Source organism: Methanoculleus sp., from assembly GCF_035363275.1.
Classification (GTDB): Archaea; Halobacteriota; Methanomicrobia; order Methanomicrobiales; family Methanoculleaceae; genus Methanoculleus.
Genome location: NZ_DAOSET010000052.1, coordinates 1 through 15685, shown reverse-complemented (window position 1 = coordinate 15685; position 15685 = coordinate 1). Strand labels below are relative to the sequence as shown.

The 15685-nt window shown below is 62.0% G+C and carries 14 protein-coding genes; 10 read left to right on the top strand and 4 right to left on the bottom strand.

What is annotated here, in order from left to right:
* From PLN84_RS10545 to mcrB, 3 genes are all read right to left on the bottom strand, one after another.
* The coding region (locus PLN84_RS10545) for a methyl-coenzyme M reductase subunit alpha (RefSeq protein ID WP_348532059.1) at positions 1-1117 on the bottom strand (1117 nt) is incomplete at its 3' end.
* A 5-nt stretch (positions 1118-1122) separates the two neighbouring features.
* Complete coding sequence (mcrG, locus tag PLN84_RS10540; RefSeq protein WP_292383013.1) at positions 1123-1887, bottom strand: coenzyme-B sulfoethylthiotransferase subunit gamma; 765 nt, start codon at positions 1885-1887, stop codon at positions 1123-1125.
* Between the two features lie 300 nt (positions 1888-2187).
* Complete coding sequence (mcrB, locus tag PLN84_RS10535) at positions 2188-3492, bottom strand: coenzyme-B sulfoethylthiotransferase subunit beta (protein WP_348532058.1); 1305 nt, start codon at positions 3490-3492, stop codon at positions 2188-2190.
* Positions 3493-4457: 965 nt separating this feature from the next.
* Between mcrB and PLN84_RS10530 the strand changes: the two genes are divergently transcribed.
* The 5 genes from PLN84_RS10530 to PLN84_RS10510 are packed head-to-tail and all read left to right on the top strand — an operon-like array spanning position 4458 to position 10079.
* The gene (locus PLN84_RS10530; protein ID WP_292383017.1) at positions 4458-4871 is read left to right on the top strand and encodes a molybdopterin dinucleotide binding domain-containing protein; all 414 of its coding nucleotides are present in this window, start codon (positions 4458-4460) and stop codon (positions 4869-4871) included.
* On the top strand, positions 4871-6241 hold the full coding sequence (locus tag PLN84_RS10525) for a formylmethanofuran dehydrogenase subunit B (protein ID WP_292383019.1): 1371 nt from the start codon (positions 4871-4873) through the stop codon (positions 6239-6241). Before PLN84_RS10530 ends, PLN84_RS10525 begins: the two co-directional genes overlap by 1 nt.
* A gap of 3 nt (positions 6242-6244) precedes the next feature.
* On the top strand, positions 6245-7957 hold the full coding sequence (locus tag PLN84_RS10520) for a formylmethanofuran dehydrogenase subunit A (RefSeq protein ID WP_292383021.1): 1713 nt from the start codon (positions 6245-6247) through the stop codon (positions 7955-7957).
* Positions 7958-7967: 10 nt separating this feature from the next.
* Positions 7968-8768 carry a formylmethanofuran dehydrogenase subunit C gene (locus PLN84_RS10515; RefSeq protein ID WP_292383023.1) on the top strand — a complete coding sequence of 267 codons (801 nt, stop codon included), beginning with the start codon at positions 7968-7970 and terminating at the stop codon, positions 8766-8768.
* A gap of 54 nt (positions 8769-8822) precedes the next feature.
* Complete coding sequence (locus PLN84_RS10510) at positions 8823-10079, top strand: molybdopterin-binding protein (RefSeq protein ID WP_292383024.1); 1257 nt, start codon at positions 8823-8825, stop codon at positions 10077-10079.
* A gap of 27 nt (positions 10080-10106) precedes the next feature.
* On the opposite strand, the gene PLN84_RS10505 is transcribed toward PLN84_RS10510, so the two are convergent.
* A complete protein-coding gene (locus tag PLN84_RS10505; RefSeq protein ID WP_292383026.1) occupies positions 10107-10859 on the bottom strand; it encodes a hypothetical protein in 753 nt (250 codons plus the stop codon).
* Positions 10860-10985: 126 nt separating this feature from the next.
* Between PLN84_RS10505 and PLN84_RS10500 the strand changes: the two genes are divergently transcribed.
* From PLN84_RS10500 to PLN84_RS10480, 5 genes are all read left to right on the top strand, one after another.
* On the top strand, positions 10986-11765 hold the full coding sequence (locus tag PLN84_RS10500) for a ribonuclease III domain-containing protein (RefSeq protein WP_292383028.1): 780 nt from the start codon (positions 10986-10988) through the stop codon (positions 11763-11765).
* Between the two features lies 1 nt (position 11766).
* A complete protein-coding gene (locus tag PLN84_RS10495; RefSeq protein WP_292383029.1) occupies positions 11767-12948 on the top strand; it encodes a DUF362 domain-containing protein in 1182 nt (393 codons plus the stop codon).
* Positions 12949-12998: 50 nt separating this feature from the next.
* A complete protein-coding gene (locus PLN84_RS10490; RefSeq protein ID WP_292383031.1) occupies positions 12999-13367 on the top strand; it encodes an HIT family protein in 369 nt (122 codons plus the stop codon).
* Between the two features lie 217 nt (positions 13368-13584).
* On the top strand, positions 13585-15429 hold the full coding sequence (locus PLN84_RS10485; protein ID WP_348532057.1) for a proton-conducting transporter membrane subunit: 1845 nt from the start codon (positions 13585-13587) through the stop codon (positions 15427-15429).
* On the top strand, positions 15426-15685 hold a 260-nt coding region (locus PLN84_RS10480), incomplete at its 3' end, for an NADH-quinone oxidoreductase subunit H (RefSeq protein WP_348532056.1). The genes PLN84_RS10485 and PLN84_RS10480, both read left to right, overlap by 4 nt.

Here is a 15685-nt window from a genome sequence, read left to right as displayed (position 1 = left end):
TCCAGTCGACCTTGTACTTGTCCTTGATGTAGTCCATACCGTAGTAGGTGAACTCGTCGAGGATGTTGTCGGTGTAGGCCGCGGTCGCGTACTGGGTGAATCCGACACCGCCGGACATGTAGGAGCCGAGCCAGATCTGGTCGTAGAGCATGGTTCCGGCACCGACGACCTCGAGGGCAGCCTTGGCGGGGTCGTTGGGATACTTCCGGTTCGCCTGGACGATATCGGCGAAGAGACCGAACTTGATGCCACCGGGCTCGTTGGGGCCACGGGCACGCCGGGCGGGCAGGTGGGATCCCATCTGGATGACGCCTGCGTGCTTTGCGGCGTAGGAGAGGTCGGCGACAGCCGCTTCACCGGCGCACATGCGGTAGGCAGCGATGAAGGACATACCGATCTGCATTGCAGACCACCGGGAGGTCGTTCCACCGTCGCAGGTCCTCGAGACCGCGGTCGGGATGTGGATCGCCTGGTACATACTCTTGCCGACTTCGGCCTTGAGCTCTTCGGCCTGCTTGGCGGTGAAGAGTTTCTCGATGTCCAGCAGGAACTGGGGCTCGATGTCGTCGGCGAGCTCCTGGTCGCCGGTGAAGACCTTGACGTAACAGTCGTCGACGAGGCCGGGGTGAGTCTCGACCATGTGTTCCTGGACGACGGCGCCGCCGGGCATCGCGTGGTTCAAGATGTGAAGGTATTCGTTGATCGTCTCGGGGGTGACTTCCTTGCCCAGACGCTTCTGCAGGGTCTGGTGAGCGAGGTCCATGTTGACGATGACAGTCCGCCGGATGTCGTCCCACATCTGCTGCATCGCAGCGTTGTTGACGAAGTGCAGGTCGTCACCTTCGACGAAGACGCCGGTGCCGGAGACCTCGTAGGTCATCAGCTGGCGCTGGCCCATCGGGATGCCGCCCAGGTGGCAGCGTTCGGGATCGTACATGGAGACACCGCGGTCCATCTCGACGGCGCGGCTGGCCTTCATGAACTCCATCTTACGGGGAGACTGGCGGACGCCGTTGAACTTGTAGAACTCGGCGGTCTCGGACTCGACGTCCTGCCCCTGGAACTTCTCCTTGAGCGACTTCAGGAACAGTTTCTGGGATCTCTCAATCTTTGCCATTGTAATCACTCCTCTTTCGGCATGAAGCCGTATTTCGTCCGCAGCGAGTGGATGCGCTGGACGTACTCGACGTACTCGGTGTCATTGCGGTAGGAGGTTCCTACGAGCGAGTGGAAGATCGTCGTGTGGGCCTTGAGCCAGTTCTGGTCCATAGGCTTGCCGACGGCAACCGCACGGTCGAGGGGTTCGCCGATCTGATTCTTGACGTACTTGACGACGCCGTCCTCACCGAGGACGTTCCTCTGGAGCATATCGAACATCATGCCGTCTTCAGCAAGACGGAGCGAGTGACCATGCACAGTCGCACCGCGGATGCCGACGAGAGCGGGGTCGAACATCTCGGTCTCGATGAGATCTTTTGCGTACTTCTCGAGGTCGCGCTCGCGGCACTCGACGATCTGACGGCCGGAAAGCGTACCGGGGTCGATGCCGCGGAAGCGGTAGCACTCGGTGTAGGTCCGCTGGTAAGGCTGCGAGGGGGCGTTGAACATCGAGTCGGCAAACTGGATGTAGCGGACCCGGTCGCCGGCCCTGGCACCCTCGGTGGGCTTGACGAGCTTGCGCATGGGGCACTCGGGCTCCTGCTGCTCGGCGAGCGGCGGGTGGGCGCTCGGATATGCCGATCCGGGTGCGCGGTGACCGAGGATCAGCACGATGTCCTCATCCGTTACGGAACGAACCTTCTCAAGCTTCTGGCCGGGGTTCATCTGCTTGCGCCGGTTCGCGGCGACAATTGATGTCCCGGGACCGTACTGGGGCTTGTATGCCATTGTTTTATTCACCTCAAAGTGATTGATATCTTATCTATTTCCGATTTTGAACGATTCCCAGCCATATTTCCAGGTATAGAGGCACCTGCCGCACCGCGGGTCCCGGGTGACCGCCGGGCCTCCCCCGTTCCAGGGGTCCGCAAGGCCGATGGGCGCTGTATCGCACCGCGACCATGGATCGTCATCCGGCGGATGCAGGCAGGCATATCGAGCAGGTGTTCAGCGATCTCAGGGTTGAGCACCCGTATGGGCACGATCCTCGCCCGTGGGAATGTGGCCTTCATCATTCTGGATCTCTGCTCAGGCTCCGTTTGCGATCTGGTTGATCGGCTTGTTGAAGACGTCGATCTTACCGTAGGTGTCGGCATAGATCTTCGAGGTGCTCTCGGGCGAGAACATCTGGGTTCCGGCGTCGAGCGCCGCTGCAGCGACCACACACGGGATAGCCACGCCTGCGGCGTGCCTGGTCACGACGTGGTTGCCGTTGAAGATACCGGGGCCGCCACCGCCGTAGATCGAGTGGCTGAAGAACGAGAACCCGACAGCGGTACCCATGACACGGCCGTAGTCGGTGCTCGGGAGACCGGTCTCGTGCTCAAGCAGGTCGTTGAAGTAGAGGAGCGTCGCGGAGACCGCCTGGGCGAACCGTCCGGCACCACAGTTGACGATGGTGGCTGCCATGGTTCCCGCAGCGGCGTAGGCGTTCCAGAGCATGGGGTCCTTGGTGTCGTAGAACTGGAAGTACCCGCCCTTCTTGCCCGGGGTGATGACCTTGTCCTCGATGGCGCGCTCGACCAGGCTCTGGACGACCGTGCCGATGGTTCCGGTCTGGCCGTTTGCCTTGACGAGGTCGTAGACCATGTTGTTGGCGTTCAGGCCCTGGTAGGCGTAGGCGAGCAGCATGGCGCGCTCGAACGGCCCGACGGCGGATCCCATCTCGAAGATACCGGCGGTCTCGAGGGTGGATGCGAGTGCTGCACCCTGCAGGGCGTTCCGGTTGGTCATCATGACGGTGTGGTTGACCGGGATGTTCCGGAGCGCGTAGCCGATACCCTCGTTGTTCTGGGGGATGGTCAGGATCGACGTGACGAGTGCGCCTTCCAGATCCTGGGTGTGCGGGTAACTGCCCCAGCAGGCCGCCTTGACGGTGGATGCGTTGAAGGCGTCGATGTCAAACTGGTCGACGATCGCAAACGTGGTTGCGGCTGCGACCGAGGTGATCGCGGCGTCGTAGGTGGACGCGTTGATCAGGCGCTTCGATGGGACCTTGACGAGCTGGAGCTTTCCACCGTTGAACTCCATGATCTCAGTGTCGTCGCCTTCCTCAACCTGGATCATCTCCTTGATCTTGGCGACGATGGCGTCCTTGTTCTCCATAATGGGGAGATCCAGTTCTCTTCCCTTGATCTTGCCCTTTCCAAGCTTGCCAACCTTGAGCGCATCCTGGATACCCCCGAGGTTTACGTTGATCGTTCGCTTGGTCAGGTCGATGATCTTACCTGTGGCCGGGTTAACCAGCGGGCTGACTCTGTCGAGGGTGACGCCGCTCTTGAGCAGCTTTCCGTCGTCAGAATAGAGGTCAATTGTTTCCGTGTATTTAGCCATAGTATTTCATCCTTTTACCCTTGTTCAATGCATTCCATTCATGAAAGAGGCCGGGGCAAACACCCGCTCCGGTTCTCTGAAGGCCGCTACTGCACGTCCCAAAAGGGACTATAAGAGTAGAAGGAGAGTTATTAATAAAATTTGCGAATTTAGATGGACTTTTTTGCAAAAAGTAATATTCATATTAATTATATTCCCAAACGGATATTTTAAAATTGAGATTGAACGGTTCAAATGGTTGAACGCGAAACTTAAAAAGGATTTCGCCGCCCCGGACTGTCAGACAATCCGTCAGACGATCCTGAGGGGAAGAGTATAATTAAATAATAAAATAGACAATACTAATAGCAATAGTTAAAACAACTCACACCAGTGAGAGGCTGAAAGTACCCGACTTTATAGGTTGCACCCCGGGACATATAAATCTACCCTCAGAAAGGAATTATTGTAAATTCAGACCATGTCTGACCGCGATTTTAGAAACTTACCTTATTACTGCCAGAAGTAAAAGAGGCATATCTATATAGTACCCCCACTACCCGGACTCCTGAGAGAGACCACCGACACGGACCCGCATGCCGGCTCCCGGCAGATCCATACCCCGACATCGACAGGTTAACCGAACGACATACACACGGGGCAGACCGGCAACAGCGAGACCCCCGAATTAAAACGTCCATTTTCCTAATATCCCACAAAAATACCGCCATATTTGAAAACAGAGCCCTTCAGGGTTCGCGATGTAAAGTTGATCACCTGAAATAACTTACAAATACGGAATAGTTAAATACATACCATTACAAGTTATGACAAAGTGATCCACCCGTGCTCCGTCAAGAGAGGTTCCTCTCATTCAGGCGAGCAGATCCCCCGTAACACACCTCATCGGGAGCGTCACGCCCTACGGGAACCGATTTGCCGGAGTGTCGGGAGGCTGATCTCACCAACCACATAGAGGCAAAACCATGGCGAACAGGATTACATTGAACATGATCACCCAGCGCTCCATCGAAGAAGGCGTTGCGATGGAAAAGGGCAAAACGACCCCCGAATACTTCGAGGCCTGCTCGATCATCGAGATGCACGATGACGACGTCAAGGCGCTGGGCCTCGTCCCGAACCAGCTGGTACGGGTGACGAGCGAATGCGGAAGCGTGGTCGTCAAGGCCGTCAAAGGGCGTCAGTCGCTCTACCCCGGCCTTGCATTCATCCCACAGGGCGTCTGGGCAAACCAGATTGTTCCCCCGCGGACCCAGGCGACCGGAGAGCCCCAGTACAGCGGTTTCCCCGTAACGGTCGAACCGGTGAACGGCGAACGTCGGAAGAGCGCACTCGAACTCGTCCAGGGGGCCGTCGGGTTGTGGAGAGGTGATCAGTAATGCCAAAGAAAGTTGAGAACGTTGGATGCCCATACTGCGGCGTCTGTTGCGACGACCTTGTCGTGACCGTATCGGACGATGGAAAGCAGATCATCGAGGTGGAAAATGCCTGTGCCATCGGCAACCAGATCTTCCACCACGCCACGGGTGGCGAGAGAGTTAAGCTTCCCCGCCTCCGCCAGCCGGACGGCACCTACAAGGATATCTCCTACGACGAGGCAGTCGACTACGCGGCAAAAGTCCTCTACAACGCGAAGAAACCCCTGATCTACGGGTTTGGATCGACCAACTGCGAGGGCATGGCCGCCGCGGCCAAGGTCGCCGAGAAAGCCGGGGCCGTGCTCGACAACTGCGCGTCCATCTGCCACGGGTCCTCGTTCCTTGCCATATTCGACAACGGCTACCCGAGCTGCACCCTCGGTGAGACAAAGAACCGCGCGGACGTCGTCCTCTACTGGGGCGCAAACCCCGCTCACGCCCACCCGCGGCACATGTCCCGCTACTCGATCTTCCCCCGCGGTTTCTTCACGGGCAAAGGCCAGAAAAGCCGCAAGATCATCGTGATCGATCCCCGCCACACCGATACCGCCCAGGTGGCGGACATCTACCTGCAGGTGAGGCAGGGGCACGACTACGAACTCTTCGACGCGTTCCGCGCCGTCGTCCGGGGCCACGAGATCCCCGAGGAGGTTGCGGGGATCAAGCGCGAGCAGATCCTCGAGGTCGCCAATATCATGAAGAAGGCCCGGTTCGGCACCATCTTCTACGGCATGGGGCTCTGCCACTCCGACGGCCGGAACCACAACGTGGATATCGCCATCAGCCTGACCCGGGACCTCAACGACTACACCAAGTGGACGATCATGGCGATGCGGGGCCACTACAACATCACCGGGCCGGGCGCGGTCTGGTCATGGCAGTACGGGTTCCCCTACTGTCTCGACCTGACGAAGAAGGACATCGCCCACATGAACCCCGGTGAGACGAGTTCCGTCGATCTTGCCATGCGCGACGAGGTCGACGCTTTCATCAACATTGGAACCGATGCCGGCGCCCACTTCCCGATCGAGGCGGTCAAGCATCTCCGAAAGCACCCCTGGATCACCATCGATCCGAACATCTGCATGGCGAGCGAGATCTCCGACCTCCATATTCCGGTCGGAATCGTCGGGGTCGAGGTCCCGGGCATCGTCTACCGGATGGACAACGTCCCGATCCAGTACCGCAAAGTCATCGATCCGCCCGAGGGTGTCATCAGCGATGAGGAACTCTTCGAGCGGATCCACAAGCGGCTCTGCGAACTCGAAGCAGAGGGGGCCGCGAAGGCCGAGATCAAGGCCGCCCCGGCTGGCGTCCGCGCGGAGGAGTAAAGCATGAGCGAACTCATCATCAAGAACGGGTTCGTCGTTGATCCCCTGCAGGGCATCAAGGGCGACCGGATGGACATCGGGGTCAAAGACGGCAAGATCGTCGAGACGGGCACCCTCTCGAACCCGAAGACGATCGACGCCGCCGGCATGACCGTGATGGCGGGCGGCGTGGACGTTCACTCCCACGTCGTCGGGCCGAAGGTGAACGTCGGCCGGCTCTTCAGGCCGGAGGACAAACTCTTCAAGAGCCCCCTCAAATCCCCTACGTGCAGCCGAATGGAGATGGGCTTCTCGGTCCCCTCGACGTTCAAGACCGGCTACGACTACGCGCGGATGGGCTACGTCTTCGTCAACGAGGCGGCGATGCCCCCGCTCCACTCCCCGCACGTCCACGAGGAGATCCGGGACACCCCGATCATCGACAACGCCGCGATGCCGGTCTTCGGGAACAACTGGTTCACCCTCGAGTACCTCAAGAACAACGAGATCGAGAACAACGCCGCCTACACCGCCTGGCTCCTCCGGGCCACCCGCGGGTTCGGCATCAAGGTCGTCAACCCCGGCGGCTCCGAGGCCTGGGGATGGGGGCTGAACTGTGTCAACATCCACGACCCGGTTCCCTACTTCGACATCACCCCGGCAGAGATCGTGAAGGGCCTCATCGAGACGAACGAACACCTGGGCCTCCCGCACTCGGTGCACCTGCACTGCAACAACCTCGGGAACCCCGGCAACTACGTCGACACCCTTGAGTCGCTTAAACTCGCCGAGGGCTACGCACCGAAGAACGACTTCGGCCGCAAACAGGTGATGCACATCACGCACCTCCAGTTCCACTCCTACGGCGGCGACTCCTGGGGGAACTTCGAGTCGAAGGCAAAAGACGTGATGGACTACGTGAACGCCCACGACAACCTCACCGTCGATATGGGCCAGGTGACGCTTGACGAGACGACCACAATGACCGCCGACGGGCCGTTCGAGCACCACCTCTGCTCCCTCAACCACCTGAAGTGGGCAAACGTGGACGTCGAGCTCGAGACGGCCGCAGGCGTCGTCCCCTACATCTACAGCCCGAAGGTCAAGGTCTGCACCATCCAGTGGGCGGTCGGCCTGGAGCTGGCCCTCTTCTCCAAAGACCTGATGCGGACGTTCATCACCACCGATCACCCGAACGCCGGGCCGTTCACCCGCTACCCGCGCGTCATCACCTGGCTGATGAGCAGGGCTGCGCGTGACGCGACGATGAAGACGTTCAAGTGGCTGGACAAGACGATCGACGCGACCTCAATCGACGGTATCGACCGCGAACTCACGCTGTATGAGATCGCGCAGATGACCCGGGCCGGACCGGCGCAGGCGCTCGGCATCAGCAACACCTACGGCGGGCTCGCCCCTGGCATGGACGCCGACATCGCCGTCTACGCCCTCAACCCCGAGAACATGCCCTCCGACCCTGCAATGATCGAGAAGGCCTTCTCGCGGTGCGCCTGGCTTGTCAAAGACGGCGTCGTGACCGTCAGAGACGGCGAGGTCGTCGCAGAGCCGGCAAAGCGGACCGTCTGGGTCGATGTCAAGGTTCCGGAGAACGCACAGGTGCAGAGAGACATCTACGAGCACTTCCTCAGGCACTACAGCGTGAAGCTCGATAACTACTCGCTCTTCGAAGAACACCTCCACAACCCGCGGGTAATCGAGGTCGACGCAACAGAATGAGGCGATAACCATGAAGACAGTAATCCTCACCCTGACCAACCCCCCCGAACTCATGCTTGAGGGGCAGAATATCACTCCGGACAACGTTGCAGGCAAAAAGGCTGCCGAGATAGCCGCCCTCGACGTCTGGGAGGGCAAGCAGAAGAGCGCACTGGGAACATACTTCGCGGTTGCCGGCGACGGCGGCGCGACGGCGGCCGAGACGAAGATCATCCTCCGTGGGGACTGCACCCGCGTGAAGCGCATCGGCCAGCAGATGACCGCCGGCGAGATCGTCATCGAAGGCAACGCCGACATGTATATCGGCGGCTGGATGAAGGGCGGGAAGATCCACGTGAAAGGCAACGTGGACTCGTTCTGCGGCATCGGGATGGAAGGCGGCGAACTCGTCATCGACGGAAACGCCGGACACCATCTGGGCGCATCGCCTCGCGGCGAGTGGCGCGGCATGCAGGGCGGGCTGATCCGGGTCGCCGGGTCCGTCGGCAACGATACCGCCACGTTCATCAACGGCGGGACGATCGTTATCGGTGGCGATGCGGATATTCACGTCTCCACCCACGGCGAAGGTGGCACGGTCATTATCAAGGGCAACGCCAAGGGCCGCGTCGGCGGGCAGATGGTGAAAGGCAACATCTACGTCTACGGGACGATAGAAAACCCGCTCCCCGGGTTCCAGATGGTCGGCGAGGTGGAGCAGGAGGTCGACGGCGAGACGGCTACATTCACCCACTACATCGGGGACCTCGGCGAACGCCACCCGACCGCGAAAGGCAAGACGGTGTATGCAAATCTCTACACCCGGAACTAACCTTTTTTTGGACTCCAGAAGTCCCGGCACCGCAGGCGGGCTGGACGTGGCACTATGGTGAGGCGATACCTCACGCTGCAACCGCTTGCAGAAGTCCGGGAGATGATGCTCTCCGCGTTTAAGTGCCCGGACCGGTCGATACGGGTCCCGGTAGCCGGGGCGGCAGGGCGGGTGACGGCAAGATCCATCTGCTCGCCCCTGACGGTTCCGGCAACGGATGTTGCGGCACGGGACGGCTTCGCCGTCGTAAGCAGCGAGACACCGGGTGCCGGCCACGGAAGAGACGTCTCCCTCCGGACGTTTCACCGGGTGAATACGGGCAACCCGATTCCTCCCGGCCACGATGCGGTCATCATGATCGAAGATATCGTCGGCGAGGACGGTGCCTGGCGCACCAGGAAGGCGGTGACCCCCGGTGAGCATATCCATCCCGCCGGCAGCGAAATCCGCGAGGGTGAGATGATCCTTCCTGCCGGACACCGTATACGCCCCTGCGACATCGGGGCGCTCCTCACCTACGGGATCACCGAACTCGATATCCGGTTCGTGGAGGTCGGCCTCCTCCCGACCGGGAGCGAACTGGTTCCGGCAGGCGTGCGGCCGGGGCCGGGAGAGGTGATCGAGAGCAACACCGCCGCGGCGGCGGCCTGGGTTGCAGAGACCGGCGCCTCACCGAGACGCTACCCGATTGCCCGCGACGATCCTGAAGTACTCAGGAAGGCTATCGCGAGAGGCATCCGGGAGAACGATCTCCTCCTGGTCTCCGCCGGATCGTCGGCAGGCACCCGGGACTTCACCGCCGGCGTCATCGGCGACCTCGGGGAGGTGCTTGTCCACGGTATCGCCATGAAACCGGGAAAACCCTCGATCATCGGAAAAGTCGACGGCAAACCGGTCATCGGGGTGCCGGGATACCCAATCGCCGCCATGGCCGCGGTACGGGAACTTCTCCTCCCCCTGCTCGCGACGTGGGGGTTTTATGCCCCGCCCCCGGAGACCCTCCGTGCCCGGCTCGACGGTGCGATCCTGGCCGATCCCGGGTTCGACGAGTTCATCCTCCTGACGGTATCCCGGACCGGGGGCCGGTACACCGCCACCCCCCTGCCCCGGAAAGCCGGGACGCAGATGACGGCGGTCCGCGCGAACGCCTGCCTTCACGTCCCCGCAGGGACCGGGAAGATCCTGCCGGGCACGGAGATCGATGTCCTCCTGACCGGACCGCGTACGCTGATTCAGGAGGCAGCCGAACTAGCTGAACCAGCGCCGGACCGTTCTGTGCGGCAAGAGAGAAGTGGCGCACCGTTCTGCTGACAGGGTCCGAGCACCGGGGATGAACCGTCACCCCTCACTCTCGCAGGTCTCCACCAGGGACCGGACCCGCGCCTCGAGAGCGGGGAGCCTCTCCTGGAACTCCCGCGCGAGCAGGAATGTCCGGACGGCGTCGCCCATCCCCCGGTGAACGTTCAGGAGGTGGCGGTACTCATCGGGAACGGGGTAGCGGAAATGAGTCGAGGCGACGACGGAGCCGTCGGCACGAAAATCGATGAGGCGGGAGAGGCGGTCGAGGGAGAGGACCTGCTTCATCTCAAAACGCCGCCGGATCTCCCTCTGGAGGTCGGTGAGCATGCACCCGTCGAGCGAGACCCCCGCGGTCCTGAAGGCTCTCTTCTCCATATCCGCCGCAAAGACCACTACTTCACCGATATCCCCCGTCGAAAGAACCGATTCCATGAAGGAGCGGAGGTCGGCGGACGCATGCCGGGCGGTAGCCCGTGCTGCCGGCATCTCGCTCTCCCGAACCCGGAACGCGTGGTCGTAGACCTTCCCGTACTCCTCATGGCCCATATTCGCCACGGTCGTTGCGACACCGACGGTCTTGCCGCATGAGTCGGTCACCTTCTTCCAGATCTCGACATCGATATCGTAGCGAAACTGTTCGCCCGTATAGCGGACGCTGTCGTCCTCCGGCCGGTGGGCAACCGCTCCTATCTCGATCGGCATCATGACCCTCCGGCAGGTGCCGTAGACGTAGCCAAACTCGATGTCCAGGTAGACGCTGCCGCCCGCCTCACCTGCTACGGACTGTTTCACGAATAGAGATCTATTTTCCGGTGACGAAAAGGTTTCCCGGGCCCCGGCTTCGGCAAAGATTTATCCAACTGGACATAAGCCATTTTATAGCAGCAAGAGCAGCAAGATGCTCTGTATCGAACGACCATGAGACTCTCCACCATCTGGGAAAAACTTCGTACCGGCGGCCTCCTCGGGCAGGAGCCTCGCGGACGCCCGGAGCTCCCCCTCAGCCGTGACCGGGAGGCGGAGGTACGAGCACTCCTCGCCCGCCCACCGTTCGGGCTCACCGACGTCCGCGATACGGCCCTTCCCCTCTACGACCGGGCGCTGACCCACCGGTCGTACGCGAACGGCGGGGAGTACCCGGTAACGGTGGTCGACGACAACGAGCGGCTTGAGTTTCTCGGGAACTACGTCCTCGACTTCGTCATCGCCGACCACCTCTACACCGGGTACGTTCTCCCGCCGGGGGAGATGAACCGGAGGCTCCAGGTGACGAGGAACACAAAACTCGCCGAGATCGTGCGGCGGCAGGGTCTCGGCATCGATGGGGTCATCAGGAGACGGGGGCAGGCACCGACCGACTCGATCATCGCCGACGCGTTCGAAGCCCTGATCGGCGCCATCTACCTCGACCGCGGCCTCGATGCTGCCCGGGAGGTAGTGCTCGCGATCTTCGAGAGCGAGATCGCGGAGTGCGACGTCCACAGGAACTACCGGGGGAGGCTCCAGGAGTTCGTCGCCCGGGAGAATCTCGGCGGCCTCGAGTACGCCTTCCGCCAGACCGGGCCCGGGAGCTGCCCGGTCTGGGCCGCCCGGGTGGCCGTCGGGGGGACGCCTCTCGGCGAGGGGGAGGCGCGGACAAAGCAGGGGGCGGCGATGCTCGCGGCAAAAGAGGCGCTCGGCCGCCTCGGGGAGGAGTGAAGTGGTGCAGCCGGACGGGCGGGATGCGACCGTCGCCGTCGTTCGATGCGACGATTATACACCGGAAAGGGTCGATCTCGCCGTCCGCCGCGCGGTCGACCTTGCCGGCGGCATCGGGAGGTTCGTTGCGCCGGGGCAACAGGTCCTCCTCAAACCCAACCTCCTGCAGGGTCAGGAGCCGGATCGGTGCGTCACCACCCACCCGACGGTCGTTGCTGCCGTCGCCCGGCTCCTCATCGAGCACGGGTGCCGGGTCGTCATCGGCGACAGCCCGGGAGCCGGGATCATCTACAGCGAGGCGAACCTGCGGCGGGCGTATTCGCGTAGCGGGTTTGCAGCGGTAGCGGAAGAGACCGGCGCCGTCCTGAACTACGATACCGACTCAGCGATCGTCCCGTTCCCGGAGGGGGAGACGATGAAACAGTTCCCGATCATCACCCCGGCCGTCGAGGCCGACGCGATCGTGGTCGTCTCGAAGGTAAAAACCCACATGTGGACCCGGATGACCGGGGCGGCGAAGAACCTCTTCGGGCTCATCCCGGGACTTGAGAAACCGGTCTTCCACTTCCGGTTCCAGGACGAGTACGCCTTCGGGAGGATGCTCGTCGACCTCAACGAGTGCATGAAGCCCCGGCTCCAGGTCGTGGACGCAGTTGTCGGAATGGAGGGGGACGGCCCCCAGGCCGGCAGCCCGCGCAGGATCGGGGTGATCCTCGCCGGAAGCGACTACTCGGCCGTGGATACCGTCCTCGCGCGGCTCATCGGCATGGACCCGCTCGAGATCGGGAGCACGAGAAGCGCGGCCGCGCGCGGACTTCTCGACCCGGAGGCAGTCCGGACGGTCGGCGACGACCCCGAGAAGTTCGCGGTCCCGGACTTCCGGAAACCCTCGACCTACGCCGGGAGCAGGACGGGCGTCTGGCGGCGGGTGATGCTCGCCGTCGTCCAGCGGTTCGGGAGAATCTATGCCCCCCGCCCCGGCGTGAACGCGCCGGCCTGCATCGGCTGTGGGAAATGCGAGCGGATATGCCCGGCACACGCGATCGTCGTCACGGAGGGCAAGGCGACGATTGACCCTGCGCGCTGCATCCGGTGCTACTGTTGCCACGAGATCTGCACCGAGCACGCCATCGCCCTCTCTCGGGGCCTCGTCGGAAAACTCCTCGCCCGCCTGCTCGGCTGAGAGCGGCCCGGCCCAAACCCTCATGAGTTATCCGGACAAGAGCAGAGGCCATGCCATGCCCGTTCTGCAACCCGGCCCCGGAAGATATTGTTCTTGAAAACGACCTCTGCTACGCCCGCTATGACATCCACCCGGTCAGCCCCGGCCACCTGCTTGTGATCCCGTTCCGGCATGTGGCGAGTTACTTCGATACGACCGACGAGGAGAGGATGGCTCTGGCGCGGCTCATCGACGGCTGCAGGGAATTCACCGATCGTGAACGGCACCCCGACGGCTACAACATCGGCGTCAACGTCGGGGAGGCGGCAGGCCAGAACGTCATGCACGTCCATATCCACTTCATCCCGCGCTACCGCGGGGACGCTCCCGGCGAGCATGAAGGGGGCGTGCGGGGTGTGCTGCCGTGCAGGCCGGAGTAGAAGCGAAAACGAGCGTCTTCGCGGTCTTCCGGTCGGCCACCCCTCCCGTGACCCGGGATGCAGCGGTGCCGGACGTGCGCCGACCGATACCGCCGGGTGCCCATTTAGAATGATTAATTATGTCAGTAGGGCATAGTTACCCTACGAGGGACAATAGTTGCAGACGCTGCTCTTTCTTATACTGTTCCCCATCCTCGTCGCATGTCTTTTGTTGTTCGTGAAGCGGACGGCATTGCGGTACGCGGTGGTCGCCCTCTCAGCTCTCGCTATCGGCGGGGCGTCGATATACCTGCTTATGCGGTATGCATTCGAGGGCGCGGTCTACTTTGCCGCGCCGTCGGAGACAGTCAGCCTCGCCATGGTGGCCATCGAGATGGGTCTCGCGCTCTTCATCATTTACATGGGCGCAAAGTTCAGGAACTACCTGGCAATCGTGCTGGCCGTCATCCAGGCGGCGCTGGTGGTCTACCTCGAGACAACGTTCTCGGGGAACCTTCATGCGGTCAACAACCTCTTCATCGACCAGTTCTCCATCATCATGGCCCTCATCATAGGGCTCATCGGGAGCCTGATCGCGGTGTATGCGGTCAGGTACATGGAGACGTATCACCATCACCACCCGGAGGTGCGCGACCGGCAGACGTTCTTCTTCTTCGTCATCTTTGCCTTCCTTGCCGCGATGTTCGGCCTGGTCTTCTCCAATAACCTCATGTGGGTCTTCTTCTTCTGGGAAGTCACCACCATCAGCTCCTTCCTGCTGATCGGCTACTCGGAGACCGAGGAAGCAACGAAGAACGCCTTCCGCGCTCTGGTGATGAACCTCCTCGGCGGGGTCGCCTTCGTCGTCGCGCTCATCTTCCTCGCCGCAACCGAGGCGACGAGCGGCGGGATCGATCTCGCCCGGGTGCTCGCCTCCTCCGACGCGGCCGTCGTCCTGATCCCGGCCGTCCTGATAGGGTTTGCCGGGATCACGAAGGCTGCGCTGATGCCCTTCTCCTCCTGGCTCCTCGGGGCGATGGTGGCCCCGACACCGGTCTCGGCCCTGCTCCACTCGAGCACCATGGTCAAGGCCGGTGTCTACATCCTGGTCCGGTTCTCGCCGGTCTTTGCCGGAACGTTCGCCGGGTTCTCCATCGGCCTCGTCGGCGGAGTGACCTTCCTGGTTGCGTCCGCGATAGCGATATCCCAGAGCGACGCGAAATCGGTCCTCGCCTACTCGACGATAGCGAACCTCGGCCTGATAGCCGCCTGTGCAGGTGTCGGGACCTACATGCTTGTCTGGGCGGCGATCCTCCTGATCGTCTTCCACGCCGTCGCGAAGTCGCTCCTCTTCCTCGGGACCGGGGCGATCGAGCACCGGATCGGGAGCCGCAACATCGAGGACATGGAAGGCCTGATCGTCCGGATGCCGAAGATGGCGGTGATGATGTTCATCGGGATCGCCGGGATGTTCCTTGCGCCGTTCGGTATGCTGGTCTCCAAGTGGGCGGCGATCGAGGCGTTCGTCCAGGTTCCCTTCGGCCTGATCTTCATCGCCATCCTCGCCTACGGGAGCGCCGTCACGGTCTTCTTCTGGGCGAAGTGGATGGGTAAACTCGTCGCGGTCACCCGGAACCAGGAGAAGGTCGAGAAGGGATTCTTCGAGGAATCCTGGGCTCCCCTCTACATCATCACCGGCCTCGTGGTAGCGGCCGTCCTCCTCTTCCCGGTCATCTCCTCGACGCTGATTGAGCCCTACGTCCTCGCCATCTACGGGGTTACGGCGAACCTCGCGCAGGCGAACATCGCCATCATGCTCCTGATGATGGCTCTCTTGCTGATCCTCCCGGTCTCGTTCCTCCTCTTCAAGAGGACCGCGAGACACCTCCCGGCCTACATGGGTGGGAGGCCCGCGACGCCGGACCTGCACTTCGCAGGCTCCCTCGGCCTGACCCGGGAAGTCCAGACGCGGAACTACTACCTCACCGAGTACTTCGGCGAGGCACGGCTCTTCCGGCCGGGGGCGGTGGTCTGCATCGCCCTGATCCTTGCATCATGGGTCCTTGCGGGGGTGGCCCTATGAACTGGCTCATCGGCGCAGTCCTCTTCCTCATCCTCGCGCCCATAGCCGGCGGCCTCATCGCAGGCATCGACCGCAAGATCACCGCGCGGATGCAGGGAAGAGTCGGGCCGCCGCTCCTGCAGCCCTTCTACGACGTCGGCAAACTCTTCGAGAAGGAGCGGGCCGTCGTCACCACGGCGCAGAACTTCTACGTCCTCGCCTACCTGATCTTCATCGCCCTCTCCGGCGCGCTCTTCTTCGCGGGAGGGGACCTCTT

Excerpts from the sequence above, each read along its gene's own strand:
- PLN84_RS10530 (WP_292383017.1), top strand. The coding sequence starts at position 4,458 with ATGGCGAACAGGATTACATTGAACATGATCACCCAGCGCTCCATCGAA.
- PLN84_RS10515 (WP_292383023.1), top strand. The coding sequence starts at position 7,968 with ATGAAGACAGTAATCCTCACCCTGACCAACCCCCCCGAACTCATGCTT.
- mcrB (WP_348532058.1), bottom strand. The coding sequence starts at position 3,492 with ATGGCTAAATACACGGAAACAATTGACCTCTATTCTGACGACGGAAAG.
- PLN84_RS10500 (WP_292383028.1), top strand. The coding sequence starts at position 10,986 with ATGAGACTCTCCACCATCTGGGAAAAACTTCGTACCGGCGGCCTCCTC.
- PLN84_RS10510 (WP_292383024.1), top strand. The coding sequence starts at position 8,823 with ATGGTGAGGCGATACCTCACGCTGCAACCGCTTGCAGAAGTCCGGGAG.
- mcrG (WP_292383013.1), bottom strand. The coding sequence starts at position 1,887 with ATGGCATACAAGCCCCAGTACGGTCCCGGGACATCAATTGTCGCCGCG.
- PLN84_RS10525 (WP_292383019.1), top strand. The coding sequence starts at position 4,871 with ATGCCAAAGAAAGTTGAGAACGTTGGATGCCCATACTGCGGCGTCTGT.
- PLN84_RS10490 (WP_292383031.1), top strand. The coding sequence starts at position 12,999 with ATGCCATGCCCGTTCTGCAACCCGGCCCCGGAAGATATTGTTCTTGAA.
- PLN84_RS10520 (WP_292383021.1), top strand. The coding sequence starts at position 6,245 with ATGAGCGAACTCATCATCAAGAACGGGTTCGTCGTTGATCCCCTGCAG.